Origin of the sequence: Yinghuangia soli (assembly GCF_021502675.1) — a bacterium.
GTDB lineage: Bacteria > Actinomycetota > Actinomycetes > Streptomycetales > Streptomycetaceae > Yinghuangia > Yinghuangia soli.
This window is the reverse complement of record NZ_JAKFHA010000015.1, coordinates 164,329-191,027: the sequence shown is the minus strand read 5'-3', so window position 1 is coordinate 191,027 and position 26,699 is coordinate 164,329. Positions and strand designations below refer to the sequence as shown.

Genomic DNA, 26,699 nt, shown 5'->3' with positions numbered 1-26,699 from the left:
ACGCCGCTGGCGGATCACCGCAGTCTTCACGACCTCGGCGCCCACGTGGTACCCGCCGGTCGGGATCCGGGCGGGTCAAGGCGGGGAGGCTGTCGGGGAGTTGTGGAGGTCTACGAGGGTGCGTACCGGGGGTGGGAGCCAGTCCTCGTCTTCTGTGGTGTCGTCGTGGAGGTGTTCGAGGAAGTCGGTGGGGGTGGGGCGGGATTTCGGGTCGGGGGACAGGCAGCGGGTGATGAGGGCGACCAAGGGGGCCGGGAGCAGGTTTTGGGCGGCGTGGTGGGAGTCGGGGTCGGTGGGCGGGGTGATGCCGGCGGCCAGGGACAGGACCATGCCGAAGGCGTACAGGTCGACGGCGGGGGTGACGGGGGCGCCGGTGAGTTGTTCGGGGGCGAGGAAGCCCTGGGTGCCGATGATCTGGTTGACGCGGGTCAGGGCGGTGCCGTCCAGGGCGCGGGCGATGCCGAAGTCGATGACGCGCGGGCCGGCCGCCGAGATGATGATGTTGCCGGGCTTGAGGTCGCGGTGCACGATGCCGCAGGCGTGGATGCCTTCGAGTGTCTCGGCTACGCCGATCGCGAGGACGTGGACGGTGCGTGCGGGCAGCGGGCCGTGTTGGCGCAGGACGTCGTGCAGAGACGGCCCGGGGATGTACTCGGTTGCCAGCCAGGGGAGTTCGTCGTCGGGGTCGGCGGCGACCACGGCCGCGGTGTGGTAGCCGCCGACGCGCCGCGCGGCATCGATCTCGCGGGCGAACCGTGCGCGGAACGCCGGGTCGGCGGCGAGTTCGGGGCGGACGGCCTTGACCGCGACCAGGCGCCCGCCCGGCGAATGGCCGAGGTAGACGGTACCCATGCCGCCGCGTCCGAGGCGGGCGGAGAGCCGGAAGCGGCCGATGCGGTGCGGGTCCCCGGGGCGTAGCGGCAGGTGGCCCGGCACGGAGCCGGCGTCGAGCGGCGGTCCCTGGTACGAGCGGGCCTGCGCGGCCGCGCGTTCCGCACTGGCGCGGATGGCGGCGACTTCGCGTTCGGTCTCCGCCTGCAGCAGGGCGGCGTGCTTGTCGCCTTCGGCGCGGAGGACTCCGGCGAGCTTGTCGTACTCGGCACGTACCCGCTTCTCCATCGACTCCTGCATGGCGACCGGCGGTTCGACGGCCTTGAGTTCGACGCGGTTGATGCGGATCCCCCAGCGGGCCGCCACCTCGATCAGGACGTCGCGCAGTCCGGCGTTGACCGCGGCGCGCTCCGCGAGCGCCTGTTCGAATCGGAGGTCGCCGATGATGTTACGCAGCACCGCGGCGGCCAGGTGTTCGATCGCCCGGACGTAGTCCGCGGTTTCGTACGCCGCGGTGCGCGGGTCGGTCACCTCGAAATAGACGACGGTGTCGACCTGGACGACGACACCGTCCAGGGTCAGCACCGGCTGCGGCGGGAACGGTACGACGTGCTCGCGCAGGTCGACCATGTACTTGATGCGCTCGATGAACGGCACGACCACGTTGAGCCCGGCGTCCAGGGTCCTGGCGTACCGCCCGAAGCGCTCGACGATGGCCACGCGTGCCTGCGGGACGACCTTGACCGACCGGACCAGGACGACGACCAGGAACACCCCGAGGATGCTCACGAGGATGACCACGGACATGGCGGCACGCCCCCTGGCTTTCTGCACCGACGTCAGAAAGTGCTGCGCCGAAGTGTCGCAGACCTGCGGGACGGGCGAATACGCCGATGGAAGAAAGGACTTCGCCGAATCGGACTGATCGTTTCGGGTGCCGGAGCGGGCAGGGATCGGATCACTTCGGGCACGGCCAGTGGCGACTGCCTGGCCGCGAAGGCGCGCTGAAAGGCCCTGGCTTCGGGGGGAAGCCAGGGCCGGTGATCCGTACGGCTTCGGCACGCTGCCCCATCGGGCAGCCGTTCGTACGCTCGGACGAAATCCCGCGTCAGCGGGGTGGGGTCGCGCGGTGGCGGCCGGGTTCGGCGGGGCCGCGGCCTGGGCCCTGGCTGCCGCCCGGGCGGGTACGGTCGCGGCGCAGCAGGGCCGCGGCGGCCGAGGCGAGGAGCCCGGCGGGGGCCTTGCGGCGGGGGCGGGTGCGGTCGCCTTCCGGAGCGGGTGCGGAGGCGGCTTCGGGGGTGGCTGCGGGGGCGATGCCGAGGGCGAAAAGGTCGTAGCCGCCGGGCGGGGTGTCGTCCCTCGGGGTCATGTGCAGCATGCAGCAGCCCAGGTCGGGGTGGTCGGCATCGGGGTATACCGGTGCGGCGTCGGCCAGGTCGCCGCACTCGAGCAGGCGGCTCGCCACCCGCTGCAGTGCCTCGACCGGACCGACCACCATCACCGCATCGTCGTGATCCACAGGGCGTCCAACGGCCCACGCGGCCGATGGTGTCGGCCAACCGGTCCGCATCCACCGAACGAGCGCCCCGCGCACCCCCCGTGTGTGCGACCGCGCGCGCCCGCGCAGCGGCATGCGTGCAGGCAGGGCTGCTCGGCCGGCCGGACCCGACGGAAGGTGCGGGCTCGGCGGGCTCGGCGGGCTCGGCGGGCTCGGCGGGCTCGGCGGGCTCGGCGGGCTCGGCGGGCGGGGCACAGATATCGCGCCCCGCCCGGGCCGTCGCTCAGGTGGCGTCGGCGAGTTCCAGGTCCCGGTGGTCGGTGGCCAGGATGGACGGGATCGGGATCAGGCCGCGGGAGGTGTCCATGCGGAGCAGAGTGGCCTCGCCGCGGGCCGCGCCCGGGGTGGCGGCGGTGGCCGGCTTGCCCTTGTTGCTCCACTGGTGCGCGCGTCCGTCGCAGTCGGCGAAGCTGCCGCCGATGCCGCTGCCGCCGTCGGCCTGGATCAGCTTCGACGACACGAACACTGCCCCCTGGCGCCCGGGAGCGCAGCGGTAGGTGCCCGACAGCGTCACCGTGCCGTCCTCGGCGATCGCGCCGGTCTCGGCGAGGGCGACGAAGTCCCGGGGCGACGACGCCTCGGCGGCGCCGACGAATTGGAAGGGGAGGGCCGCGGCGGCCGCGCAGCACGCGACCAGGACGCGGACCCGGTGCACATTCTTGATCATGTCCGCTCCAACGACGGCATCGGGCTGCGGTCGCGCTTCGCGGATGAAGCGAACGCTGTCGGAGTAGTGCAGGGTCGGGGGCGGCGGCGTGCTCGTCGACGCGGCAGGAGCGTGGCTCGTGGTGGCGCCGCGGGGAAGGGGTACGACACCCCCGCCCGCGCTGCTCAGCGGGCTTTCGCCGCCCGGAGCCACTCCCCCGACAGCCGGGCCAGTTCCGGGCTGATGAACCATCCCCGGCTCCGCTGGTCCGCGGCCAGGACCTCGCCGATCGCCCGGGACAGCGCCTCGCTCTCCGGTCCGGTCGGCCGGAAGGTGTCCAAGAGGTACTTCGCGTCCACGATCGCCGACAGGGAGTCTTCCTCGCCGAGCCGCCGCTGGGCACGGCCCGACAGGTACAGGGCGTGGACGAGGGACAGCAGGAAGTCCAGGCGGCCTGCGTTCAGCAGGTCGACGACGCGCTCGACGGCATCGGCGGCGACCGTCTTTGCCTCCGCGGCGTGCGGGGTGCTTGCCGCGAGGTTCAGGGCGGTGGTCACGTAGGTTTCCCAGAGCCCGTCGTCCAGGATCTCGGCGCAGTCCGCGAATACGGCGAGCGCCTCGCGGTCGCAGTCGCAGGCGAGTACCTGCTCGCCGGCCGCGTGCATGCCGGCGGCGTACCCGGCGACCTGGCCGGCCGCGGCGGCCCGGGTCGGGTCGGCGATCCCCGGGAGTGCGCCCAGGGCCTCCCGGAACACCGCCATCGGGCGGCGGTCCAGGCTGCGGATCTCCGCCATTTCGCCGAGCTCGGCCAGATGCAGCACGTGGCTGTACAGCAGGGACGCGATCATGAAGTCGTCCGGCTCGTCCCAGCCGTACAGGATCTGCAGCGCGCGGCGCCCGTCGTCGGCGGCCGGTTCGAGGTTGCCGGTCATGGCGAGCACATACGAACGGGTCTGGTAGGCCTCGGCCAGCAACGTGTCGCGGTCGCGCGCCGCGGGTCGGGATTCCAGCGCCAGGATCAGCTTGCCGGCCAGGGTCTGAGCCTCGTCCCATGCGCCTTGCCGGGCCAACTCGGTTATCTGCGCCTGAAGGTCGACATCCATGGCAGTCAAGCATGTGCCACGGCAGCCTGGTTCGGTAGCCGCATATCCCTTGGCACGCGCATCCGCCCGTCCGCGGGCAGGCGCGCGGCAGATGTGCCGCTCGGCGCCCCCGGCCGGTGACATGCCCGATCACGATCCCGGTCCGCGGGAACCGCGCACTGACAGGACATGATGGGACGCGGGCATGCGATTGTCCGCACGTCAGTAGATCTTCTTGTCCGTATGTCTGCTTGTCCCCATGCCAGGGGCGCCCGCGTCCCGCGGCCGATGGAAAGGGCTCCACCCGTGCTCGACGAACTGCTCGCTCTGCCGATCGACCAGCAGCCGGCCCCGGCGGTCAGCCGTCGGCGGATGGGGCGGATCCCGGTGGTCGTGGTCGACCACGCCGCCGCGCGGGCCGTGGTCAGCGAGCAGGGCGCGCAGCTCCTGGCCTGGCAGCCGGCCGGTGCGGAGCCGGTGGTGTGGCTGAGCGAGAAGACGGCGTGGACGCCCGGGGTGGCCATCCGCGGCGGCATCCCGGTCTGCTGGCCGTGGTTCGGGGGTGCGGGCTCGCCCGCGCACGGGTTCGCGCGTACTTCGCTGTGGGAGCTGGAGCAGGTCGAGGAAGAGGACGCCGAGGTACGGCTGGCCTTCGTGCTGCGCAGCTCGCCGGAGACCCTCGCGCTGTGGCCGCACGCGTTCACGCTGACCGCGCGGATCCGGATCGGCGCGGAGTGCACGGTCGAGATCGAGGCGCAGGGCGAGCACCGGAGCACCGGCGCGCTGCACACCTACCTGGACGTCGCCGAGGCGGACGCGACGCGGGTCACCGGGCTCGGGCCGGAGTACGTCGACAAGGTGCACGGCGACGCGCCGGGCCGGCAGGACGGGCCTTTGGTGCCCGACGAGCGCGTGGACCGCATCTACACGCGCCCGGAGCCGGTGAGCCGCGTGGAGGACGCCGCGCGCGGCCGGGTCGTGGAGGTCCACCACCGCGGGCACAGCGACGTGGTGGCCTGGAACCCCGGTGAGGAGCTGGCCGCGGGCATGGCCGACGTGCCCGACGACGCGTACCGCCGCTTCGTGTGCGTCGAGACCGCGCGCATCGAGAGCCCGCTGACCGCCGGCCCCGGGCGCCCCGCGGTGCTCGGCACGACGCTGCGCATCGGCGGGTAGGGCGGCGTGGGCGCGGTGCCGTGCCTGGTGGTGATGGGCGTGTCCGGGTCCGGAAAGAGCACCGTCGGGGCGCTGGTCGCGGCCGAGTTGGGGGTGCCGTTCGCGGACGGGGACGACCTGCACCCGGCCGCGAACATCGCCAAGATGGCCGCCGGGCAGGCCTTGGACGACGCCGACCGGGCGCCCTGGCTTGCCGCCGTCGGACGTTGGCTGCGCGACGCGCACGAGGCCGGGACCGGCGGGGTGACCGCCTGCTCGGCGCTCAGGCGCACCTACCGGGACCGGCTGCGTGCCGCGTGCCCGCAGGCGTACCTCGTCGAACTGGACGCGCCGCAGGAGGTGATCGCGGCGCGCCTGGCCGCGCGCCGCGATCACTTCATGCCGCCCGCGCTGCTCGCCTCGCAGTACGCGGCGCTGGAACCGCTGCAGCCGGACGAGTGCGGTGTCCGGCTGCCGGCCGCAGCCGCGGACGCCGAAAGCCTGGCGGCGCAGGCGGTGCGGGCCTGGCGGCGGACGCTCCCGCCGTCGGCCCGCTGAGCCGCCGGGACACACACCGGGCAGCCTGGAACGCACCGGGCAGCCGCACCGCGCGTTGGGCGCGGGTCAGTGCACCAGGGTGTCCTCGTAGATCTTGTCCAGCAGCACCGCGTACTGCTTCTCGACGACGGGCCGCTTGACCTTCAGGCTCGGCGTCAACTCGCCGTGCTCCACGCTGAGGTCCCGCGGCAGGATCTCGAACTTCTTGATGGTCTGCCAGCGCTGCAGCTCGCCGTTGAGCTTGTCGACGTAGCCTGCGATCAGCGCCCGGACCTGCGGGGTCGCGACGAGTTCGGCGTACGTCATGCTCTCCAGCCCTTCCCCCGCGCCCGCCGCCCAGCTCTTGAGGGAGTCCGCGTCGAGCGCGATGAGCGCGCTGCAGAAGTTGCGGTTGTTGCCGTGCACGATGATGTTGCTGACGTACGGGCACAGGCCCTTGAAGCGGCCCTCGACGTCGGACGGTGCCACGTATTTCCCGCCGGACGTCTTGATCAGGTCCTTCTTGCGGTCCGTGATGCGCAGGACGCCGCGCTCGTCCAACTCGCCGATGTCGCCGGTGTGCAGCCAGCCGTCCTCGGACAGCGCCGCGGCGGTGCTCTCCGGGTCGTTGTGGTAGCCGGTCATGATCGCGGGGCTGCGCAGCAGCACCTCGCCGTCCTCGGCGATCATGACCTCGGTGCCGGGCAGCGGCAGCCCGACCGTGCCGATGCGGTTGGCGCCGAAGCGGTTGACGAAGGCGCCCGCGCTGTTCTCGGTCAGCCCGTACCCCTGCAGCACCGGGACGCCGATGGCCTCGAAGAACTCCGCGACCTCGTCGGAGATCGCCGCGGCGCCCGAGACGCAGCCCTTCATGCGGCCGCCGAACAGCTCGCGCAGCTTGGCGAACACCAGGCGGTCCGCGATCTGCTGCTGCACGGCGAGGACCCGCCCGGGCGTGCCGCCCTCGCGGGTGGCCGCCACGTGCCGGCGGCCGACGGCCACGGACCACCGGAAGATGCGCTGCTTGACCGCGCTTTCCGCCTTCATGCGGGTGTACACGGTGTTGTAGACCTTCTCGAACACGCGCGGCGCCGCGGCCATGAACGTCGGCCGGACGATCGCGAGGTTCTCCATCAGCTTGGGGATCCGGCCGTCGACCGCGATCGGGTACCCGATGCGCAGCTGCCCGGAGATCATCACCTTGCCGAACGAGTGCGCGAGCGGCAACCACAGGTACTGCAGGTCGTTCTCGTCGTTCTGCGCGAGCATCGCCTGGGCCGCGGCCTGGTATGCCCACGCGTCGTGGGTGAGCCGGACTCCCTTGGGGCGCCCGGTGGTTCCCGAGGTGTAGATGAGTGTGGCGAGCTGGTCGCGCTCGATCTCGCCGATGAGCCGCTCGACCAGGCCGGGGTCCTTGGCCAGCAGCGCGCGGCCGGCCTCCTCCAGGTCGGCGAAGGTGGTCACCCACTCGTCGTCGCCGGCGCCGTCGAAGGTGACGATGCGGCGGACGTCGGGCAGGCGCTCGCGCACCCCGCTCAGCTTGTCCACCTGGCCCTGGTTCTCGGCGAAGACGACCGTGCTGCCGGAGTCGGCGAGGATGAACGCCGCCTCGTCGGCGTTGGTCGACGGGTACACGGTGGTGGTCGCCGCGCCCGAGCACAGGATGCCGAGGTCCGCGAGGATCCAGTCGATGCGCGTCTCGGACAGGATGCCGACGCGGTCCGCGGACCGGACGCCGAGCGCGTGCAGGCCGGCCGCGATGGCGGTGACCCGGTCGGCGGTCTGGGCCCAGGTCAGGGACTTCCACTCGTCGCGGCCGCCGGGCCGGGGAACGGGGAAACGATACGCCTCCGCCTCGGGCGTGGCCCGGATCCGGGCCAGGAAGTCCACGGCGATCGACGCCGGACGTTCCTCGATCGCAGCTGCTTCACTCACGACGGCCTCCGAACCCGTTGGGCCAGCGCCCGGTCCGGATGCCGACGGACGCGTATGACCACTGCTGTGTGGTGAGTCGTACCGAGTCGTGCTGGGTGGTGCGGGGTCGTGCGGATCGGGGTGGACGATGGGACAGGAATGCCCCGGTGCGCACCGGATCATGCCGAGTCGTGCCACCCGGCGTCCCGCCAACATAACCGGCGGGTAGGGCAGCCGGGTAGAGCGCTGACCAGCCCGGACCGGAAGTGGGGTACCAGGGGCGGAAGTTCTGTGGCGCGCCACTGTTTCGGCCGGTTCGGCGGTTTTCGGCGCCTCGGGGGTACGGCGACGGGTACGGCGACGGGTACGGCAACGCCCGGCGGACCGCGCAGTGCGGTCCGCCGGGCGTCGGCGCTTCGACGGGCGGGGCTTCCGCCGTCAGCCCTTGTCGGACGCCTCCGGAGAGGGAAGGCCCAGTTGCGCACCCGGCATGCCGTCGATGATCGTGGGCCGGGCGATGGTGTCGTCGTCGACGGGGTTGCACGACCCCACCTCGCCGACCGCGAGCTGGTTGGTGCCGACCGCGGACCAGGTCTCCGCATCCTGCTCGGCCATCGTCATGCTCATGACCAGCGTCGTGCCGGCCGGGATCCGCGCGGGCCGGATCTCCTGCCAGCCCTGGCGGTGGTACGCGATCTCCGCGTCGGTCATGATCCGGTCCGGCGGGCGGACCCAGTCCACGATCCCCTCCGGGATGTCCGCTCCGTCCTTGTACGGCGTGAACCGGCCGTCTCCGCAACGCTGTCCGGGCTGGAGGTAGTCCACGACGGCGTTGACGCCTGCGGCCCGCAGCTCGGCCTGAAGTCCCGCCGGGTTGCGGTACTCGCGGATCGTGAAGCGCACCGAGCCGTCCGGCTCCTTGACGACGGTGAACGGGGCGGCCTGGGCCGGCGGGCTGCCCAGCATCACCGTCCCCGTGACGCCTGCCGCGGCCGCGGCGAGTCCGGCCGCGGCCAGCGTGGCGATCCGGCGCCCGTTCGGACCGCCGCGGCGGGCGGGCGCCGCCGGAGCCGGATCCGACTCGACCATCTCGACGAGCTCCGCGAGGAGTTCGGCGCGGAACGTGCTGGGCGAAGTGTCCTTGTGCAGATCGTTCACGGCCGTACCTCCATGGAACGGGACGGGTCGAAGGAAGCGAGAGCGGACGCCCCGGGCGGTGGGGCCCCGACCGGAGCACGCAGCGGGACCGAGGCCGAGGCCAGGGCCGGGGCAGCCGCCGGGCGCGGCGCCGCGGGCGGAGCCGGGTCCTGGGCGCGGCTCTCCATCAGGCGCGCGAGCCGCCGCCGCGCCCGGTGCAGGCGTGTGCGGGCGGCGACGGCGCCTATGCCCAGCGCCCGCGCGGCCTCGGTCACGCCGAGCCCGTCGACGCTGACCAGTTCCAGGACCGCGCGGTCCGCCTCGGGGAGTTCGCGCACGGCCCGGTAGAGCTCCCGGACCTGGTGCTCCGCGTCGAGCTGCTCCTCGACGCGCGCGATGTCGTCGGGGTCGGTGAGCCGGCGCGCCCCGGCGCGGCGGGAGGCCTCGCCTTCGCGGATCGCACGGTGCCGGTCGCCGGCGATGACGTTGCGGGCCACGCCGTACAGCCACGCGCGGGCTCCGCCGGGCCCGCCGCGGTAGGTGTGCGCGGATTTCACCGCGGCCATGAACACGTCGGCGGTGAGGTCGGCCGCCGACTGGGCGTCGTCGACGCGTCGGACGACGAAGCGCAGGACGGCGTCGAAGTGTTCGAGGTAGAACGCCTCGAGCGCCGCGGGGTCGCGGGCTATGCCGCCGATGTCCGCGGTCTTCGAGGATCCGGACGGCCGCGACGGTCGCGGCGGCCCGGCGGAGCGGAGTGGACGGGGTGGTCCGGTCAAGGTCTCTCCCTGGTGTGGACGCTGTCGCAGGTATGTGCGCTGCGGAGCGTCCGCGTTGCAGGGGAGTTTTCCGCGCACGCGGAACGCGCGGCGGAACGGGGCCGGATCAGCAGGCGGGCAGCGTGTTCAGCCGGCCATCGCCTCGTCGGCCTCGTACGCGGCCCGGGCCGTGTTCATCTCGTCGAGGATGCGGGCCAGTTCGGCGTCCGGCAGGGCTTCCGGGCGGATCGCCGGGAACAGGTCGCGCCGTTCGTGCAGCAGCAGTTCGTCGGCCGCGGCTGCTGCGTGGTGGATCTGGTCGGTGAAGCCCGGCCCGCCCGGCCCGATCTCCTGGGCCTTGGCCAGGAAGACCTCGACCATCATGTTGGTGCGGATCGCATCGTCGACGAGCGCGGCGCGCTCGGGAGCGTGCGCACGGATGGCCGGGTAGAGGATCTCTTCCTTGGCGGCCGCGGTCGCGCGGATCGCCTGGCTTGCCTCGGGGAGCATCGATGCGGCGGTGTCCTCGTGCGAGCGCCAGCGCTGGATCAGCTCGCGGAGCCGGTCGCTGTCCTCGATGAGCTGGGTGTACGCGTCCATGGTGACTCCTTGCCTCTCCCCCATGATCCGCCTCCGGGCCCGTTCCCGCCGGTCCGCGCCGCTGCGCGGGCGGCCGGTCACGCACGGCCACGCCCGCCTCCGCGGCGTGTCCGGCCGGGCGCTCGCCGCAACCGGCGACCTGCGGACCCACAGGCTGCAGAGCCCGCCGCGGAATAGCCGGGTGCTGCCCGGGCCTTGCAGCGGACATGACTGCCACCGCGTTCGACCCCCGCGACCTGCTCGGCGCGAGCCGCCTCGGCGTCCTCGCCACCATCAAGGCGGACGGGCGCCCGCAACTCTCCCCCGTCATGCCGTACTACGACGCCGAGACGGGCCTCCTCTACGTGTCGATGACCGAGGGCCGCGCCAAGACCGCCAACCTGCGCCGCGACCCGCGCGCCGCCCTCGAGGTCACCAGCGCCGACGGCTGGGCCTGGGCCACCGCGGAGGGCCCGGTCACGCTGGTCGGACCGGGCACCGATCCGCACGGTCCGGAAGTCGGGGCGCTGGTCGACTACTACCGCCTGGCCGCCGGGGAGCACCCCGACTGGGACGAGTACCGCGCGGTGATGGTCGCCGACCGGCGGGTGCTCATGGTGATGGCCGTCGACCACGTGTACGGCGACAAGGTGGCCTGAGCAGGTCGCGGCCGGGTCCCGGCGGCGGTGCATGCCGCCGGGGCCGGAACCGGGCGCTCCCGCGGGGATCACGCCGTCCGCGTATATTCGCCTGCACTGACGGGCGACGACGGGGTTCGCCCGCGTGATTCCGGGAGTACGGCGCATGCCCGACGAACTTGGCGACCTGGCGCGAGCAGCCGCGGCGAACGTGGTGACCGCCATCGGCACCGAGGGCTGGCCGCGGGTCCGCTCCGGAGTCGTCGACCTGCTGGCCCGCAACGGCCAGGACCCGGCCTGGGTGGACACCTTCGGCACCATGATCACCACCGCCGACGGCCGTGAGCAGAACAGCCTGCGGGACGCGGCGTACGCACGCTACGAAGCGGTGTTCGCGGCCATGCTCGCGGCCCGCCCGGCCGCCGCCGCGGAGATCGCCCTGCTGGTGCTGCCCACTCCCGGCGGTGCGGCGTCGGGCCCGGCAACACCGGCCGCGCACGGTGCCCCGCCGGCAGCGGGGGCTCCCTCGGCACCCGGAGCGCCGGGAGCGCCGGGAGCGCCGGCCGGCAGCATCGACATGGTGAAGCAGCCCGACCCGCCGCAGTCCTCCGGGCCGGGCGGCCGGCCGTACCCGCAGCCCGCCGCCCAGCAGCCGTACCAGGAGACGCCGTTCGCGCCGCCCGTGCCGCCGGGGCAGGCGCCGCCGATGCCGCCGGGCCCGGCCGGGCAGCCGGGGTCGTACCCCGGGGCCCACCCCGGTTCGATGCCCGGTTCGATGCCCGGCCAGCAGCCCGGTCAGCAGTACGCCGCACCGTACGGGGCTTCCGCGCCCGGCGCGTACCCGCCGCCGCAGGGCGCTCCCTACCCGGGTGCGCCGAACCAGATGGCGCCCGGGCCGGGGGCTCCGGCCAAGTCGTCCGGCAAGGTGGTGCTCGGGACCATCGTCGCGCTGGCCGTCGTGGCCGGTGCGATCTTCGGCGGGATCGCGCTGTTCGGCGGGGACGACGACGACAAGTGCTCGAACGCGGCGGGCCGGACGGCTCCGTACGCGGCCGCGGCCCTCGTCGGCGGCGCTCCGCAGCTCGTCGGCGAGACCGACGGCGACTGCACCGACCCGGGCGGCGTCGGACCGGCCGGGAACGCCGCGCCGACCGGCGGAAAGGGCGATTCCTCGGACGGCAAGGGCGGCTCCGGCAGCAAGTCCGACATCGCCGGAAACTGGAACGGCACGTTCAACAACGAGAAGCCCGTCCAGATGGACGGCCCGTTCACCGTCAAGATCACCCAGGAGAACGACGAACTCAGCGCGGACATCAAACTGACCGCGGGCCCGTGCAGCCTCTCCGGAAAGATGACCGGGCGCATGAACGGCCAGAAGGTGTCGTTCTTCTCGTCCATGGAGATGGAGCACGAGCTGCTGCTGGAAGGCACTTTGTCCAGCGGCAAGTTGTCCGGCACCTACACGACGACGTGCAATGGCGCAGAGGGCACCTGGACGGCCAGGAAGGGCTGACCGGATGCGCGCTCGCGCACGGAACACCTGATTGCGGCGGGCCGGGACGGTCGGCAGGTCATCCTGCCGGTGTCCCGGCCCCTGCCGTTCCAGCGGTGTCCGGGTGTCCGACTCCAGCAATCTCGGCAGTTCCGGGTATGCCGCCGGATCCCGCCGCCGGTGCCGCCGCGGCTTCGGCAAGGGCGAACAACTCCGGCAAAGTGCCAGGGAATTCGTCCAGGAGTGCAGCGGCGACCGCAAGCACTTCAGGGCCCTGCGGCCCGCAGCGGTCCATGAGCGCCCGGACCTGCGCCCTGGCGCCCTCGGTCTCCGCCGGCCGCCGCAGGCCCACATCCAGCATCGCGCCTGCCGGGCGTGCCCGAGCGACGAACTCCCCGATGCCGAACTTCCCGCTGCGCAGGCACTGTTCGGGCCACACCGCCGGATAGGACACGCCGGGTGACCAGGCGCCGCGGGCCCGCAGCGGTACGTCCAGCGCGGCTCGTGCCCAGTCCGGCGAGCGCATGGCCAGATGGGTGGCGGCTTCGGCGGGCGCCTTCTCGAACGCCAGCCGGGCCATCTCGTCGGGCAGGCTGTGCGCGCGGGCCAGCGTCGCGACCAGGCCGTGCCAGGCGCGGCCGGGCGGCCGGGCGCGCAGGATCTCGGCGGCCGCGGCCCAGTCCAGGTCGTCGTCGAGGTCCATGTGGGCGCCGGTCTCCGTGTGCCCGGTGGCCACGAGTTCGGCCAGGAACAGCGTCCGGGACATCGCCCGCAGTGCGGCGGCCACGGCTGCCGGGTCCCCGGCCTGCATGAGACCGGACAACTCCGCGCCGATCCGGGCGAGATGCGCATGCGGCTTCCCGTCCGACGCCGTCCCCGCGACGAGGCCGGCCACCAGGTCGAGGCGGCCGCGTTCGGCGAGCCGGCGGCAGCCGGCCACGCGGTACGCCAGCGGGAGCATGGACGTCGAGGCCAGCAGCGCCGCCAACTCGTCGGCGTCGTCCCCGTGCAGCAGGTGCCGGACGCGGGCGTCCACGGGGTAGGTCGGGGCGTCGGTGAACACCGCCGGGTGCACAGGCAGCGAACCCGGCTCCCCGGTCGCGTACGACACGCCGTTCAGGACGCGGCTGCGCAGGTGCGGCGCAGCCGCGTAGCCGAGGATCAGCCCGGCGTTGAGAGCCGGGTCGTCCAGGGCGAGGACGGCGTCGACCAGGTCGGGCCGGTAGCGGTAGGACCTCGCGAGCTTCACGCGGTCGGCCTCCGGGGCCACCTCCGCGAACGCCGCGAGCAGCGGACCGGGCACGTCCGAGAAGTACGCTGCCTTCAGGAACTCCTCGACCACGGGATCCACTTGGCTCTCCCGGTCGGCGGCGTCGAGAGCCGCGGCCACGCCGCGCACGATCGGTGCCACGTGCTCCGGTTCGGCCAGCGACAGCAGGAACACCCATGGCGACGTGTTCGCCTCGCGAGGGGACGGCGCTTCCGGCCGTTCGGGGAGCACTGTCCCCTGCAGCGCGGGAGCGGTTGCGGCGGCGCGCAGCAGCTCCGGGACCGTACCGGGGAACCCGCTGCGCAGCAGCACCAACAGGGAGTGCCAGCGCGCCGGATCGCCGCCCAACTCGGCACGCACCAAAGCGCCCAGGCGGGCGTTGGCCGCACGCACTGCCGGGTCCTGCCCGAGCACGAACGCGTACTCGCCGGACGCCAGCGTGGTGAGCACCGCCGTGGCGGGCTCGGCCCGTTCGTAGAGGTCGCGGGCCGTGAAGGTGCCCGCGCGCAGACCCGCGAGCACCGGGCCGGGGCGGCCGCTCGCGTGCACGTCGGGATACATCCAGGCCATCGCGATGTCCGCAGGGCAGTACGGATGCGCGGTCAGGTTCTCCACGGTGACCGAGTCGAGCGGATGCTCCTGATGCAAGGCCAGCAGCGCGGCCCAGTCGGCGGGCGTCCAGGCCTCGAACGCGATCGCGGCGAGGCGGCGACGCACCTGGCGGCTGCTCGGTCCGGGCGGCCGGCGCGGGCTGCGGGCCCGCTCCGGGTCCTCCTGCGGAGCCGGGGTCACGCGCAGCCAGGCGTGCACGCCCGCCGGGTCCTGGGGCGGCGGCTGGCAGCGCGGCCCGTGGATCTTGCGCCGGGCATGGGCCGCGATGGCCGGGTCGGCGGCGTCCCGGGCCGGGCCCAACAGGTGCCGGGAGGAGGTCGTCAGCAGGGCCGTGCGCAGCTCCGCGGGCACCGGCAGCGTGCCCGGACCACCTGCCAGCATGCGCCGGCGCACCGCGGCGGGCGTACGCCAGTGCAGGTAGACCGCGGTACGCACGGCCGGGTCCGGGGTCACGGCAAGGTCGGCGAACACCCGCCATTCGGAGGGCGCGAGGGCGGTCAGCACGGCCGTCCGGTCGGCCGGCGAGCTGTGCGCGACGACCCAGTCGAGAACAGTCCGCCGCACGTCCGGATCACCCGGCAGCGGGCCGCCGAACATGGCACTGCGCCGCGCCCCGGGCAGCCTGGCCACCAGCGCGGACGCCTCGGCCGGGGTGAGGTGGTCGAGGAGGGCGGCCAGGTCGGTGGACATGCGGTGGCTCCGGACGTCGGATACAGCGGTCGGTGGGCATGTGGACCGGCACGATACGGGGGCGGGGGACGGAAAGGGTGATGGAGACAGGACGGGGACGGTGATGGGCGCGGGACCGGGCGGTCCCGGACGGAAGGATCCCAGGACGGCGTGACGGCAGAGTGTCGGGCCCTGCTCCGCAGCTTCCCCGGCTCTCCCAACCCCCCGGCTCTCCCAACCCCCCGGCTCCCCCAACTCCCGCTACTCCCCCGGCTCCCCTTACTCTCCCGACTCGCTCGGCCTCCCCACCGGCGCCGCGGCAGCGCGGACCGTCGCCAGCAGTTCCGGGAAGGTCCCCGCGAAGTCCCCCAGCATGAGGGCGAGTACGGCCCATCCGTCGTCCGTGCGCGGTCCCTGCTCGTCGAGCAGCTGCCGGATGACCGGCCAGGCATCCGCGGTCGCCACCGGGCGCTGCCGGAACAACTGCAGCATCGCGCCTGCCGGGCGGGCCCGGCGTACCAGGTCTTCGGCGGTGAACAGCCCATCGGCCAGTGGCTGTTCTGCCCAGAATGCGTGGGCGTCCCTCGTGCTGAACTGCGCCTGACGGGCGTCCAAGGCGACGTGGTCCAGGGCGAACTTGGCGAACTCCGAGGAGCGCGAGGCCAAGAACCACGCGCACTCGTCGGGGGCTGCGGCCAGCAGCCGTAGTGCCACATCGTCGGGAAGGCTCGGGCACCTCGCCAGCATGCCGGGCAGCCCGACCGGGAGGGACCCGTCGCCGAGGAGTGCCGCGACGGCCGCCCAGTCCAGCTCGTGGTCGATCTCGAGGTGGCAGATCAGGTCGTGGAGCCTGTTGTGCGCGACGTCTTCGAGGAACAGCTTCCGCGACAAGGTGTCCAGTGCGGCGAGGGCGGCCGCGGCGTCGCCGTCCGCCAGCGGGCCGCGCAGCACCTCGGCCAATTCGCCACGCGGCGTGGCCGTGTAACGGGGCGGGACGAAGTCGGCAGTCTCGTCTGGTGCGGGCGCTTCACCGGCCAGGAAGGCCGCGATCAGGTCGAGCCGGCCCAGTTCGGCGAGACGACGGCACCCGGCCGCTTGGTACGCCTCGCACAGCGACGTCCCGGCGTACAGGACCTTGTGGATCCGCTCCGGGTCCGGCCCGAAGATCAGGTCCTTGGTGCCGGCGTGGGTCTGCGGGGACGCCACGTGCGCGATCAGCAGGGGGTGCAGCTCGAGCAATCCCGGGCGTCCGGTGGCGTGTGACGTCCCGGCGAGGATCTGCCGGCGCAGGGCAGCCTCGGAACCTCCGGCCAGGACCACCGCGGCATTGAAAGCGGGGTCGTCCAGCGCGACGATGCGGCGCGTGGTGGCATCGCTCGCCGCACCGTATCGGGCGAACTCCAGACGGGCCTCGTCGTCGGCGATCTCGGAGAACGCGGCGAGCAGTTCGCTGCCGATGCCACCCGCTCGTGCGGCGGTGATCAGTTCGGCGACGGCGGGGGTCCCGACCGCCCTGACGACCCCGGCGGCGTCTTTCGGCTCGGCCAAGGTGAGGAGATAGGCCCACGCCGACGACTCCCCCGCGGCCCGGAAGCGCAGGGCGGCGATGCGGGGTGGCTCCTGGGGCGAAGGTGCAGCGGCCGTGCGGCGCAGATCAGCCGCAGGCGGCAGTTCCCGGGGCGGAGGTGTGGTGGCCGCGGTGCGCAGCAGCTCCGGAACCGTCCCGGCGAAGTCCGTGCGCAACAGTGCCAGCAGCGAGCTCCATCGCGACGGGTCGCCGCCCAGTTCGTCGCGTACGGCGCTGCGCAGCCGGCCCTCGACCGCGACGGTGCCCGGGTACTCGGCGGCGCCTCGGGGCATGAAGGCGGCCAGGGCGTCGAGGACGGCCGGAGCGTGCCCGGCTCGTTCGTACAGGTCGGCTGCGGTGAAGGTCCCGGCCCGCAAGGCGGCGGCCAGAAGCCCGACCCGCGACTCAGCCCCTGTCTCGGCGCCCGGCCACAGAAACGCCAAGCCGGCAGCGACGGTGCACGACGGATGGGCGGCCAGGAGCTCCACCGTCCCCCGGGCGAGCGGGTCGGCGTGGTGCAGCGCCGCGAGCGCGTCCCAGTCCGCAGCGGTCCAGCGCTCGAACGCCACCGCCGCGACGCGCTGCCGTACGCGCCTGCGGCGGGCCCGGCGCGGATACCCACCCTCCCGACGCTTCGCAGCCTCCGGCGATCCCGGTTCCGGGATCCGTACCTGGAGCCAGGCGTGCACCCCGGCCGGGTCCTGCGGGGGCGGTTGGCGGCGCGGGCCGCGGACGTAGCGTGCCGCGCGGGCGGCGATCTCGGGATCAGCGGCGTCCAGCGCGGGGCCGAGCAGGGTGCGGGACTTCGTGGCGAACAACAGCGCACGCAGTTCCGGCGGTACGGGCAGCGCCCCGGGTCCGCCGGCGAGCATGCCGCGGCGTACTGCGTCCGGCAGGCAGGGATCCTGGTAGACGGCGGTGCGTATGCCGGGATCGGGCGACTGCGCCAAGGCGGCGAGCACGCACGGCTCCAGCGCGTCCAGTCCTTCCAGCAGCGCATGCTGCTCCGCGACCGAAGTCCGTGCCAGCGCCCGCATCGCGGCGTCGCGGCGCTTAGGCCCGGCCGGCCAGTACCCGGCGACGAGGAGGTCCCGGCACCACGCCGCCGGGACCCGGGCCAGGAATGCGGCGGCCTCGGCCGCGGTGAGGTGCTCGACGAGCGCAGTCGTTTCGCCGGTGGGGCTGATCAACGCGGGGACTCCTGAAGGGAACGGCAGAGCAGGCAGGCCGGGTAGGCCGCCGCCATCCTCCGCGCCGGGGCAGGCTCCCAGCCAGCCGTTTTCCGGTCCGTCGAGACGTGTCCGCGACGGGACGGCGGTGCGCACGGTCGACGCGGCCGCTGCGGCCGGCACAGCCGCAGCGGCCGGGACAGCCGGAGCGGTCAGTTCGGGTCGGTCAGAGGAACGGCCGCCGATAGCACGGTTCCCTCGCCCGGCTCCGATTCGATCGTGAGCTTCCCGCCGAGTTGCTCCACGCGCGCCCGGATCGCGGGCAGGCCGTGTCCGCGGACGCTGTCGCCGGCCCTGTCGTCCGAGCGCTCGCGCGGGGTGAAGCCGCGGCCGTCGTCGGCGATGTCGAGGACGACTTCTCCATCCAGGTGGGTCAGCGTCACGGCCGCGTTGGCGGCGTCGGCGTGTTCGCGGACGTTCGCCAGGGCGCCTTGCGCGATCCGGAGCAGCGCGGATTGCACACGTTCGGGAAGTGGCGCGGCCGGGGTGCCGTCCTGGTGGAAGCGGACCTGCAGGGTCGCGGTGGTCTCGCGTTCGGCGAGGGCACGCAGGGCGGCGTCCAGGCTGCCTCCGTCGGCCAGGTCGGCGGGGGCCAGGTCGTGGACGAAGCGCCGGGATTCGGCGAGGTTGCGTTCCGCGATGGCCGCGGCCGTGCGCATGTGGCCGCGGGCGGCGTCGGGGTCGGTGTCCCAGAGCCGGTCCGCGGCCTGGAGCAGCATCTGCTGGCTGGACATGCCCTGGGCGAGCGTGTCGTGGATCTCCGCGGACAGCCGCTGGCGTTCGGCGAGGGTGCCTTCCCGGCGTTCCGTGGCGGCCAGTTCGCGGCGGGTGCGGACGAGGTCGGCGATGACGGCCCGCAGCCGGGCGGCCTGCCGCTGGGAGTGCAGGAACACCGCGGTGGCCGCCGCGGCGATGGCCGGCGGGGCCAGGACGAAGTTGGGGTCGAAACCGAAGCGCAGCCGCAGCTTCAGCTGGGCGGCGATCACGGCGGCGGTGATCAGGGCCACGAGCAGCAGTGCCGGCCGCGTGCCCAGCGACCGCAGGCCGATGAAGAAGAGCGGCACCGCGCAGTACGCGAAGCTCGGGGCAAGGAAGACCAGTGCGAGCCAGACGCCGACGACGGCGGCCAGCCACAGTCCGGATGTCGCCGCGGCACGCCGTGAACCCGGATCCTGTACGCGCCCCAGGACCGGCCCGAGGAGGTACAGCAGGGCCAATGCCGCGGCGAGCACGATGACCCACGGGGTCGCGGGGGCACCCGGATGGACGATCAGGTACCGGGTCAGCGACGAGCCCAGCAGCACGAAGAACGCCACGTGCATCACGGCGGCAAGCCACCGGCCGTCGCGTTCGGCTGCTTCGGTGTCGTCGGACGACCGCATAGTGCTGGGCACCGCACACTCCTCGCCTGGGGCTCTCCGCGCCCAAGGCTAACCATGAGAAACCATCATCAATCGCCCATCCGTTTCCGAGTCACTCCTGGCAGGATGGCGTCGACGTCGGGGAGGCATCGGGTGGAGTCATCGGCAGGGTCACTGGCTGGGTCGTCGGTGGAGTCCTTGGTCGCGGCCGTACGGCGTGCCGACGCGGAGGCGGTGACCGCGCTGCTCCGCGAGGCCGGCGCCGACCCCGAAACCGTGGATGAGCACGGAACACCCGTGCTGTGCCTGGCGGTCGAGACCTTCAGCCTCCCCGTAGTCGACGCACTCCTCGGCTCGGCCGCGGTCCAGGTGGACCGCGCCGCCCCCGACGGCCGGACCCCGCTGCTGCGGGCAATCGACCACGGCGCGCACGACATAGTGGGGCGGCTCATCAATGCCGGGGCCAACTTGTGGCTCACCGATCCGGAGGGTCGGGACGCTCTCGCGCTGACCCGGTATTGGTGCCAGGTGAAGTTCTCCGCGGAGCTGAACCACCGCGGGGGTCCTGGCCGGGCTTCGCGCACGACCGTGGAGTCGGAGTCGGGGAACATCGTCGAGGAGTGGACCTGCGGCTCTGCGACCATCCGCAAGAGCCACACGGTGATCCTGACGGAGCTGGAACCGCGGTATGGCATACGTCCGCCGTTCGAGGAACTCCTGGCCCGCGCGCTGGCCGAGACAAACGTCGACCACGAGGTGTGGTGGGCCACCACGTCCGCACTCCAGCAGCGTCGCGATCCCGCGGTATGGGACGAGGCTGCCGCACTGCGCGAGAGCGCCGATCCGCGGGAGCGCTATTTCGCCGCGGAAGTCCTGCGCATCATGAACCTGTTCGACGACAGCGACGACGATCCGTACGACGCGCCCCTCGTCGACCTGTTCGTCCCCTGGGTGGCCCGCGAGCGGGACGACCGCGTGGCGTGGTCGCTCACCGCCGGGCTGACCGACGCCCTGGACCCGCGCGCGGACGAAGCTCTTCCCGCCCTCACGCGCCACGGCGCGGCGAAGGTCCGCACCTGGGCGGTCGGCGGACTGCGGCGCGCGGTCGAGTCGGGCCACCCAGAGGCGACGGCAGCCGTGGTGGCGTGTCTGGAGGACGACGCGCCTGCTGTACGCCGGGTGGCGTGCATGTCACTCGGTCACGCCCCGGCCGAACCGACGGGGCTGACGGGGCGGACGGGGCGGACGGGGCGGACAGGGCCGCCAAGTGCCTCCGACCTGCTGGCGTCCCGCCTCCTCGACCCGGACGAGAGCGTCCGGGTCGAGGCTGCGGGACGCCTGGCGCTGCGCGGGGATGCGCGCGGCGACGAGGTCCTGGACGGACTCGGCACCATCGGCGAGGACTCCCCGTACCGCTGGCTGCTCTACGACGTCTTCCGGTACCGCTACCGCGCGGCTCAGGAGGCCGCGGGTGCGCCGCCGGGGGTGTAACTCAGCACGACCACGCCGGTGTCCATCGCGTCGGTGCGGACGAGCTTGAGGCGGTGCATGAAGCCGTCGGCCGCCAGGCTGCTGCTGCTGCCGGCGATGACCGGGTGGACCCAGAAGCGGACCTCGTCGAGCAGGTCGTGCGCGAGGAGGGTCTTGGCGACGGGCCCGAAGCCGTACATGAGGATGTCGCCGCCCGGCTGGCCCTTGAGGGCGGTGATCGCCGCCGCCACGCCCGCGCGCGAGACGACCGTGGTGGGTCCCCAGTCGCCGCCGGTAAGGGTGTCGGAGATGACGACCTTGTCGATGGCGTTCATGCGGTCGGCGAACTCGTCGGCTCCGGCGCGGCCGGACCAGGCGGACGCGAAGTTCTCGTAGGTCTCGCGGCCCATGAGCAGGGTGTCGGCGGCGAAGAGCTGCTTGGTGGCGAAGCGTTCGAGGTCGTCGCTCCAGTAGTCGAAGGACCACTGGTCCAGCTTCTCGATGTCGCCGTCGAGGGAGATGTAGGTCGAGTTCACGATCTTGCGCATGGCTGCGGAGCTCCTTGCGGGAATGTGCGGGAGTGTTCGGGTGGGAAGAGAAGCGGGCGGGGCGTCAGTCGCCGTGTGCGCCGGCGCTGATGTTGACCTGGGTGGCGGTCATCGTGCGGGCTTGGTCGGACGCGAGGAATGCGGCGACCCGGCCGACGTCGGCGAGCGTGGCCGCGCGCTTGAGCAGCGTGGCGTCCACGAGCGCCTGCTTGTACGGCTCCTGCTCGGGGCCCTCGGGGAATGTCTCGGGCACGCCGCCGGTCAGCAGGCTCAGCACCCGGACGCCGTGCGGGCCGAGTTCGACCGCCCACTGGCGGCGCAGCGCCTCGACCGCGTCCATGGCGATCTGGACGGTGCCCAGGCCGGGGATCTTGGCGCGGTAGTCCGAGCCGCCGAAGAACAGCAGGACGCCGGAGCCCTGCTTGGCCATGTGCCGGGCCGCGGCCTTGGTGGTGGTGAGTTGCGCGGTGAGGGTCCGGGCGATCGAGGTGCCGAAGTCCGGTACGGAGATCTCGGACAGCGGCTGGAAGATGGCGTCCGCGACGATCAGGTTCACCGAGATGTCCAGGCTGCCGGACCGGCCGGCCACGGCGTCGGCGTGGTCGTCGACCGCGCTCGTGTCGTGCGCGTCCAGCACCGCGGTCTCGACGTGGCCGCCGGCCTCGCGGATCCGGCGGGCCACCGCCTCCAGCGGTGCGGGCGTGCGGCCGACCAGGAAGCAGCGGGCGCCTTCGGCGGCGAAGGCCTGGGCCATCGCGCCGCCGACGGCACCGCCTCCGCCGTAGATCACAGCTGTCTTGTCGCGCAGCAGCATCGGGCCTCCATGAGTCCATGCGTTCTTGGTTCGGGTGGGATGCCATGAACGCTAGGGAGGCAGTCGGGGGCGGGGCATCGGTCGATCGACTGGCGCTGCCAGGGTGGGCGACTGGCGTTGCCGGGGGGGCGACTGGCGTTGCCGGGGTGGGCGACTGGCGGTGGCGCGGTCGGTCAAGTCGTCCGTGCCGGTGCGAAGTACGGACGGGCCGGTCAGCTCACCCGTTCGGGAGCTCGTGGGCAGCCACGAATCGGGCGAGCTCGGCGCGGCGCGAGACGCCGAGCTTCGGGTACGCCCGGTAGAGGTGGTGCCCGACGGTACGCGGGCTGAGGAACAGCCCTGCGCCGATGTCCTTGTTGCTCATGCCGGTCGCGGCGAGCTTGACGACCTGGTACTCCTGCGGGGTCAACCGGGCGAGCGGGTCGTCGGAGGCCTGGCGCCGGTGCGCGGGTTCGCCCAGGGCGGCGAGTTCGGCGGCGGCCCGGGCGGCCCAGCGTGCCGCGCCGACGTGTTCGAACGCGGTCAGCGCGGCGTCCAGTTCGGCGCGGGCCTCGGTGCGGCGGCGCCGGCGGCGCAGCCATTCCCCGTGCAGCAGGCGGGTGCGGGCCTGCTCGTAGCGTCCGCCGTGCCGGGTGTGCTGCTCGGCGGCGGCCCGGAAGTACTCGTCGGCGGTGTCCGCGTCGGTCTCCGACAGGGCACGGCAGCGCAGCGACAGGGCCGAGGCCAGCGGGCTGCCGGCGTGTTCGGCCCAGGTGTGCAGGCGTACGAGCGGGCCGGCGGCGCGGTCCGCGGTGTCGTTGCGCACCGCGGCTTCCAGCAGGTCGGGGACGGCCCGGACGAGCATGTCGTGCGCGACCGGGCCGGTGCACACCGCGTGCAGCGTGTCGACGGCTTCGGCGTACCGGCCGGCCGCGAGGTCGAGGAGGCCGAGGCCCCAGGACGCGATGGCTGCGCCGACCGGGTGGCGCTGCGCAGCGACCGGGATGGCCTCGGCGGCGAGGGCCCGGCAGCGGTCCTCGTCGCCGAGCAGGGCCGCGGTCCACACGCCGACCGTGCGCAGGACCGCGACCTCGGTGTCCATGCCGAGTTCGGTGCCGAGCGCGACGCCTTCCTCGACGCCGGCTTGGGCGTCGACCGCGTCGCCGCGCAAGGCCCTTCCGAGGGCGACGAGTTCGAGGGAGTACGGTATCCACAGCAGGGCGCCCGCGGCGCGGGCCTCGTCGAGCATGGTCTCCATGACGGCGAGTGCGGCGTCGTCGTCGGCGAGCATGAGGGCGCTGAATCCGGCGACGATGCGGTGCAGATAGTCGACGGGTTCGGCGGTCGCGGCGCGGATCAGCGCCCGCATCGGGGCGGCCGCCTCTGCGGGGCGGCCGGCGAGGAGTTCGCCCCAGCCGATCTGCGCATCGGCGGGCAGTGTCAGCGGGGAGCCGGAGGGCAGCTTGAGGTCGCGCAGGAGGCGGACGCCTTCGGCGACGAGGTCGGCCGCGGCGCCGTCGCGTCCGGCGCCGACCACCTCGGTGAGGATGGACACCGCGCCTTCCGGGTCGGTGTCCAGGACGACGCGGGCTGCGTCCAGCGCGAGGGCGGCGTCGGCGGCCGGGGAGGTCCTTTCGTACTCGACCTGGGCGCGCAGGTGCATCGCGGCGGCGACGGTGCCGGGGTCGGCGGTGAGGGTGATGACCTCGGCGGCCAGGCGGGCGGCGCGGTCCGGGCGCCCGGCGTCGTAGGCCGCGTGTGCGGCCTTGGCCATGCGGCGGGCGCGGGGGTCGGCGTCGGGGCTGAGGCGGGCGGCGTGCTCGTACGCGGCGGAGACGGCCATGGCGCCGCCGCGCTTCTCGGCGCGGCGGGCGGTGCGTTCGAGTTCGGACGCGACGTCTTCGTCGGGTTCGGCGGTGGCCACCGCGAGGTGCCAGGCGCGCCGGTCGGCGTCTCCGGCTGCGGCCAGTTCGGCGGCGAACGCGCGGTGTGCGGCGATGCGTTGGTGATGCGTGGCGCGCTGGTAGGCGGCCGAGCGGACCAGCGGGTGCCGGAACGCGATGCGGCCGGCCTCGGCGGTGACCAGCCCGGCGGCTTCGGCAGCGTCCAAGGCGGTCCCGTCGGCGCCGAGGGCACGGGCGACGCGCAGCACGGTGTCGAGGGGCGCGGTGCCGTCGGCGGAGGCGGCGAGCAGCACCAGTCCGGTGTCGGCGGGCAGCGCGGATATCTGGGCGCGGAAGGCGTCCTGGACGCGGCGGGTCGCGGGCAACGGCCCCACTTCGTGGACCTGTTCGGTGGTTCCGGCGCGCTGCGCGGACAGCCGCGCGGCGCCGAGTTCGAGAAGGGCGAGCGGGTTGCCCTGGGCTTCGTCCAGGACGCGTTCGCGGACCGGCAGGGCAAGTCCGGGCAGGGCTCCGTCGAGGAGTCCGCCGGCCGCGTCGCGCGGGAGTGCGGGGAGGCGGAGCCATTCGATGCCGGGGGTGGGGAACGGGACCGCGGTCTCGCGAACGCCGAAGACCATGGCGATCGGGTCGGCGCGGAAGCGGCGGGCGGCGAAGAGGAGGGCCTCGGAGGAGCCGCGGTCCAGCCATTGCACGTCGTCGACGATGCAGGCGACGGGGGACTCGGCGGCGAGTTCGGCGAGCAGGGTGAGGGTGCCGGCGCCGATCAGGAACGGGTTGGCGTCGCCGGTGTCGGCGAGCCCGAACGCGCCGCGCAGCGCCTCGGCTTGGGGTGCGGGCAGCTGCGGCAGGCGGTCGAGGAACGGGTAGAGCAGCAGGTGCAGGGCGGCGAAGGGGAGTTCGGCCTCGGACTCGAAGCCGACCGCGTGCAGGACGCGCATGCCGGTGCTGCCGCCGACCGCGTCCTGGATCAGCGTGGTCTTGCCGATGCCCGCCTCGCCGGCCACGACGAGGGCACCGCCCTGGCCGGCCTTCGCGTCGGCCAGCAGGCGTTCTATGCGGTCGCGCTCCGCGTCCCGTCCCAGCAGCATGATCACAATCTAGTGACGTGAGTCGGAGATTCGTTGGCAGTAGGTGGCGACTTTGTCGAGGATGTCGTCGGCGGTCTTGGTCCAGGCGAAGGGCCGTGGGTGGTCATTCCAGTCCGCGAGCCAGGTGCGGATGTCGCGTTCGAGGGCCTGGACGGAACGGTGGACGCCGCGCTTGAGCTTCTTCTGGGTGAGTTCGGCGAACCAGCGCTCGACCAGGTTCAGCCAGGACGACCCGGTCGGGGTGAAGTGCAGATGGAAGCGCGGGTGCGCGAGCAGCCATTTCCTGACCGCGGGGGTCTTGTGGGTGGCGTAGTTGTCCAGGATCAGGTGCACCTCGAAGCCGGCGGGCACTTCCCTGTCGAGTTTGGCGAGGAACTTCTTGAACTCGACGGCGCGGTGGCGGCGGTGCAGGGAGCCGATGACCTTGCCGGTGGCGACCTCGAGTGCGGCGAACAGCGTGGTGGTGCCCGCGCGGACGTAGTCGTGGCTGCGGCGTTCGGGGACGCCGGGCATCATCGGCAGCACCGGCTGGGAGCGGTCCAGCGCCTGGATCTGCGACTTCTCGTCCACACACAGCACCAGCGCGCGCTCGGGCGGGTCCAGATAGAGCCCGACGACGTCGCGGACCTTGTCGACGAAGAACGGGTCGGTCGAGAGCTTGAACGTCTCGGCGCGGTGCGGCGCGAGGGCGAACGCCCGCCAGATCCGGGAGACCGCCGACTGCGACATGCCGGTTGCCGCGGCCATCGAACGGGTCGACCAGTGCGTCGCGTTCGCCGGCTTCTCCTCCAGCGTCTTGACGATCACCCGCTCCACGTCCGCGTCGGTGATCGTCCGCGGGACACCGGGCCGCGGCTCGTCGGCGAGCCCGTCCGGACCGCGCTCGAGGAACCTGCGCCGCCACGTCCGGACCGTGTCCGCGGCCACACCCAGGCGCCGCGACACCTCCAGGATCGAGTGCCCGTCCGCGCACTCCAGCACGATCCGCGACCGCAACGCCAACGCCTGCGCCGTCGACCGACGGCGCACCCACCCCTCAAGCACAGCCCGCTGGGCATCCGTCAACGACAACGGCGGGATCTTCGGACCCGGACGACTCATACCCAACCAACGACGAATCTCCGACTCAGGTCACTAGGTCGTGTCTGTCGGATCTTGGTGCCGCTCGCGGTGTTCGGTGCCGTGCATCGCAAGGCGCAGGGCCGACGCTCGTACTCGGTCGTACTCGCAAGGCCCCGCAACGCCGCGAGGGAGCGCAGCGACCGAGGAGGGCCGCCAGGCCCGGATGCGGTGCCGGGCGCCGTGAGCGGTATCAAGATCCGGCAGACACGGCCTGGTGCGGCGGCCGGGGCGGCTCCCCGGATGCGGTGACGAGTAGTCAGTTCGCGTCGACCTCGACGTCGTCGAAGAGATCGAGCATGCGGCTCAGGACCTTGACGCAGGCCGTGACCTCGGCATCGGTGAGGTCGCCGCCGACCTGGCGCAGGAGTGCGTGCTCGCGTGCGGTGACCGCGCCGATGGCGGCCAGGCCGGGGTCGGTGAGCCGGATGAGCAGCGAGCGCTGGTGGGCCGGGTTCGGGATGCCCTCGACCAGCCCGTCGGCGGCCGCGTCGTTGACCATGCGCTGCACGAACTGGCGGCTGAGGGACTGGGCGCGGCCCATCTGCGGAACGGTCATCGGGCCGTGCTCGCGGAGCAGGTCGAGGACGGCTCGGACGCCGACGGACAGTCCTTGGCGCGGCGCGTCCTGCTCGACCTTGCGTTGGACGCGCCGGTACAGAGGGCCGACCAGGTCGAACACCTCCATGAGGCGGGGGGCGAGGTCGTCGGGGGCGAGCGGCTCGTTCGGCGGCTTCGGCGG

Annotated in this window: 21 protein-coding genes; 5 read left to right on the top strand and 16 right to left on the bottom strand. The window is 73.3% G+C overall.

Features of this window, described 5'->3' with window-relative positions; all coding sequences use genetic code 11:
• Positions 1–75 precede the first annotated feature (75 nt).
• From LZ495_RS24430 to LZ495_RS24415, 4 genes are all read right to left on the bottom strand, one after another.
• Entirely contained in the window at positions 76–1,638 is a 1,563-nt protein-coding gene (locus LZ495_RS24430; RefSeq protein ID WP_235055003.1) for a protein kinase domain-containing protein, read from the bottom strand.
• Positions 1,639–1,939: 301 nt separating this feature from the next.
• Positions 1,940–2,350: a hypothetical protein gene (locus tag LZ495_RS24425; RefSeq protein ID WP_235055002.1), complete on the bottom strand. Its 411-nt coding sequence runs from the start codon at positions 2,348–2,350 to the stop codon at positions 1,940–1,942.
• 262 nt (positions 2,351–2,612) lie between these two features.
• Positions 2,613–3,056, bottom strand: coding sequence for a DUF6299 family protein (locus LZ495_RS24420; RefSeq protein ID WP_235055001.1), 444 nt, complete (start codon positions 3,054–3,056; stop codon positions 2,613–2,615).
• Positions 3,057–3,220: 164 nt separating this feature from the next.
• Positions 3,221–4,138, bottom strand: coding sequence for a hypothetical protein (locus LZ495_RS24415; RefSeq protein WP_235055000.1), 918 nt, complete (start codon positions 4,136–4,138; stop codon positions 3,221–3,223).
• 285 nt (positions 4,139–4,423) lie between these two features.
• On the opposite strand from LZ495_RS24415, the gene LZ495_RS24410 reads away from it, so the two are divergent.
• The gene (locus LZ495_RS24410; RefSeq protein ID WP_235054999.1) at positions 4,424–5,293 is read left to right on the top strand and encodes a D-hexose-6-phosphate mutarotase; all 870 of its coding nucleotides are present in this window, start codon (positions 4,424–4,426) and stop codon (positions 5,291–5,293) included.
• Positions 5,294–5,326: 33 nt separating this feature from the next.
• Positions 5,327–5,830: a gluconokinase gene (locus LZ495_RS24405; protein WP_235055028.1), complete on the top strand. Its 504-nt coding sequence runs from the start codon at positions 5,327–5,329 to the stop codon at positions 5,828–5,830.
• Positions 5,831–5,896: 66 nt separating this feature from the next.
• Here LZ495_RS24405 and LZ495_RS24400 read toward each other — a convergent pair whose 3' ends face one another.
• The 4 genes from LZ495_RS24400 to LZ495_RS24385 all read right to left on the bottom strand — a co-directional run bounded on the left by LZ495_RS24400 (position 5,897) and on the right by LZ495_RS24385 (position 10,218).
• Complete coding sequence (locus LZ495_RS24400; protein WP_235054998.1) at positions 5,897–7,744, bottom strand: AMP-dependent synthetase/ligase; 1,848 nt, start codon at positions 7,742–7,744, stop codon at positions 5,897–5,899.
• A 417-nt stretch (positions 7,745–8,161) separates the two neighbouring features.
• The gene (locus LZ495_RS24395; protein WP_235054997.1) at positions 8,162–8,881 is read right to left on the bottom strand and encodes a hypothetical protein; all 720 of its coding nucleotides are present in this window, start codon (positions 8,879–8,881) and stop codon (positions 8,162–8,164) included.
• Positions 8,878–9,639 (bottom strand): RNA polymerase sigma factor, encoded by a 762-nt coding sequence (locus LZ495_RS24390; protein ID WP_235054996.1) that lies wholly within the window; start codon positions 9,637–9,639, stop codon positions 8,878–8,880. Before LZ495_RS24390 ends, LZ495_RS24395 begins: the two co-directional genes overlap by 4 nt.
• Before the next feature lie 126 nt (positions 9,640–9,765).
• Positions 9,766–10,218, bottom strand: coding sequence for a hypothetical protein (locus tag LZ495_RS24385; RefSeq protein ID WP_235054995.1), 453 nt, complete (start codon positions 10,216–10,218; stop codon positions 9,766–9,768).
• Positions 10,219–10,424: 206 nt separating this feature from the next.
• Between LZ495_RS24385 and LZ495_RS24380 the strand changes: the two genes are divergently transcribed.
• Both LZ495_RS24380 and LZ495_RS24375 read left to right on the top strand, forming a co-directional pair.
• Positions 10,425–10,856, top strand: a complete 432-nt coding sequence (locus LZ495_RS24380; RefSeq protein ID WP_235054994.1) for a PPOX class F420-dependent oxidoreductase — start codon at positions 10,425–10,427, stop codon at positions 10,854–10,856.
• A 145-nt stretch (positions 10,857–11,001) separates the two neighbouring features.
• Entirely contained in the window at positions 11,002–12,348 is a 1,347-nt protein-coding gene (locus LZ495_RS24375; protein ID WP_235054993.1) for a hypothetical protein, read from the top strand.
• A 58-nt stretch (positions 12,349–12,406) separates the two neighbouring features.
• Here the strand turns inward: LZ495_RS24375 and LZ495_RS24370 are convergent, their stop codons facing one another.
• From LZ495_RS24370 to LZ495_RS24360, 3 genes are all read right to left on the bottom strand, one after another.
• Complete coding sequence (locus LZ495_RS24370) at positions 12,407–14,899, bottom strand: amino acid adenylation domain-containing protein (protein ID WP_235054992.1); 2,493 nt, start codon at positions 14,897–14,899, stop codon at positions 12,407–12,409.
• 258 nt (positions 14,900–15,157) lie between these two features.
• Positions 15,158–17,635: a hypothetical protein gene (locus LZ495_RS24365; RefSeq protein ID WP_235054991.1), complete on the bottom strand. Its 2,478-nt coding sequence runs from the start codon at positions 17,633–17,635 to the stop codon at positions 15,158–15,160.
• A 191-nt stretch (positions 17,636–17,826) separates the two neighbouring features.
• Positions 17,827–19,056 (bottom strand): sensor histidine kinase, encoded by a 1,230-nt coding sequence (locus tag LZ495_RS24360; RefSeq protein WP_235055027.1) that lies wholly within the window; start codon positions 19,054–19,056, stop codon positions 17,827–17,829.
• Positions 19,057–19,224: 168 nt separating this feature from the next.
• On the opposite strand from LZ495_RS24360, the gene LZ495_RS24355 reads away from it, so the two are divergent.
• A complete protein-coding gene (locus LZ495_RS24355) occupies positions 19,225–20,526 on the top strand; it encodes an ankyrin and HEAT repeat domain-containing protein (protein WP_235054990.1) in 1,302 nt (433 codons plus the stop codon).
• Here LZ495_RS24355 and LZ495_RS24350 read toward each other — a convergent pair.
• The 5 genes from LZ495_RS24350 to LZ495_RS24330 form a co-directional block, all read right to left on the bottom strand.
• The gene (locus LZ495_RS24350; protein WP_235054989.1) at positions 20,493–21,053 is read right to left on the bottom strand and encodes a dihydrofolate reductase family protein; all 561 of its coding nucleotides are present in this window, start codon (positions 21,051–21,053) and stop codon (positions 20,493–20,495) included. The two genes, LZ495_RS24355 and LZ495_RS24350, sit on opposite strands and share 34 nt — an antisense overlap.
• A 64-nt stretch (positions 21,054–21,117) precedes the next feature.
• Entirely contained in the window at positions 21,118–21,867 is a 750-nt protein-coding gene (locus tag LZ495_RS24345) for an SDR family NAD(P)-dependent oxidoreductase (protein ID WP_235054988.1), read from the bottom strand.
• Between the two features lie 217 nt (positions 21,868–22,084).
• Positions 22,085–24,838 (bottom strand): helix-turn-helix transcriptional regulator, encoded by a 2,754-nt coding sequence (locus LZ495_RS24340; protein ID WP_235054987.1) that lies wholly within the window; start codon positions 24,836–24,838, stop codon positions 22,085–22,087.
• Between the two features lie 9 nt (positions 24,839–24,847).
• A complete protein-coding gene (locus LZ495_RS24335) occupies positions 24,848–25,939 on the bottom strand; it encodes an IS630 family transposase (protein ID WP_235054986.1) in 1,092 nt (363 codons plus the stop codon).
• A gap of 277 nt (positions 25,940–26,216) precedes the next feature.
• Positions 26,217–26,645: a MarR family winged helix-turn-helix transcriptional regulator gene (locus LZ495_RS24330; RefSeq protein WP_235055026.1), complete on the bottom strand. Its 429-nt coding sequence runs from the start codon at positions 26,643–26,645 to the stop codon at positions 26,217–26,219.
• Positions 26,646–26,699 lie beyond the last annotated feature (54 nt).

Bases quoted from the DNA above. Each gene is read 5' to 3' on its own strand.
- LZ495_RS24375 (WP_235054993.1), top strand. From the start codon at position 11,002: ATGCCCGACGAACTTGGCGACCTGGCGCGAGCAGCCGCGGCGAACGTG.
- LZ495_RS24415 (WP_235055000.1), bottom strand. From the start codon at position 4,138: ATGGATGTCGACCTTCAGGCGCAGATAACCGAGTTGGCCCGGCAAGGC.
- LZ495_RS24335 (WP_235054986.1), bottom strand. From the start codon at position 25,939: ATGAGTCGTCCGGGTCCGAAGATCCCGCCGTTGTCGTTGACGGATGCC.
- LZ495_RS24405 (WP_235055028.1), top strand. From the start codon at position 5,327: ATGGGCGTGTCCGGGTCCGGAAAGAGCACCGTCGGGGCGCTGGTCGCG.
- LZ495_RS24385 (WP_235054995.1), bottom strand. From the start codon at position 10,218: ATGGACGCGTACACCCAGCTCATCGAGGACAGCGACCGGCTCCGCGAG.
- LZ495_RS24350 (WP_235054989.1), bottom strand. From the start codon at position 21,053: ATGCGCAAGATCGTGAACTCGACCTACATCTCCCTCGACGGCGACATC.
- LZ495_RS24340 (WP_235054987.1), bottom strand. From the start codon at position 24,838: ATGCTGCTGGGACGGGACGCGGAGCGCGACCGCATAGAACGCCTGCTG.
- LZ495_RS24360 (WP_235055027.1), bottom strand. From the start codon at position 19,056: ATGCGGTCGTCCGACGACACCGAAGCAGCCGAACGCGACGGCCGGTGG.
- LZ495_RS24380 (WP_235054994.1), top strand. From the start codon at position 10,425: ATGACTGCCACCGCGTTCGACCCCCGCGACCTGCTCGGCGCGAGCCGC.
- LZ495_RS24420 (WP_235055001.1), bottom strand. From the start codon at position 3,056: ATGATCAAGAATGTGCACCGGGTCCGCGTCCTGGTCGCGTGCTGCGCG.
- LZ495_RS24430 (WP_235055003.1), bottom strand. From the start codon at position 1,638: ATGTCCGTGGTCATCCTCGTGAGCATCCTCGGGGTGTTCCTGGTCGTC.
- LZ495_RS24345 (WP_235054988.1), bottom strand. From the start codon at position 21,867: ATGCTGCTGCGCGACAAGACAGCTGTGATCTACGGCGGAGGCGGTGCC.
- LZ495_RS24370 (WP_235054992.1), bottom strand. From the start codon at position 14,899: ATGTCCACCGACCTGGCCGCCCTCCTCGACCACCTCACCCCGGCCGAG.
- LZ495_RS24330 (WP_235055026.1), bottom strand. From the start codon at position 26,645: ATGGAGGTGTTCGACCTGGTCGGCCCTCTGTACCGGCGCGTCCAACGC.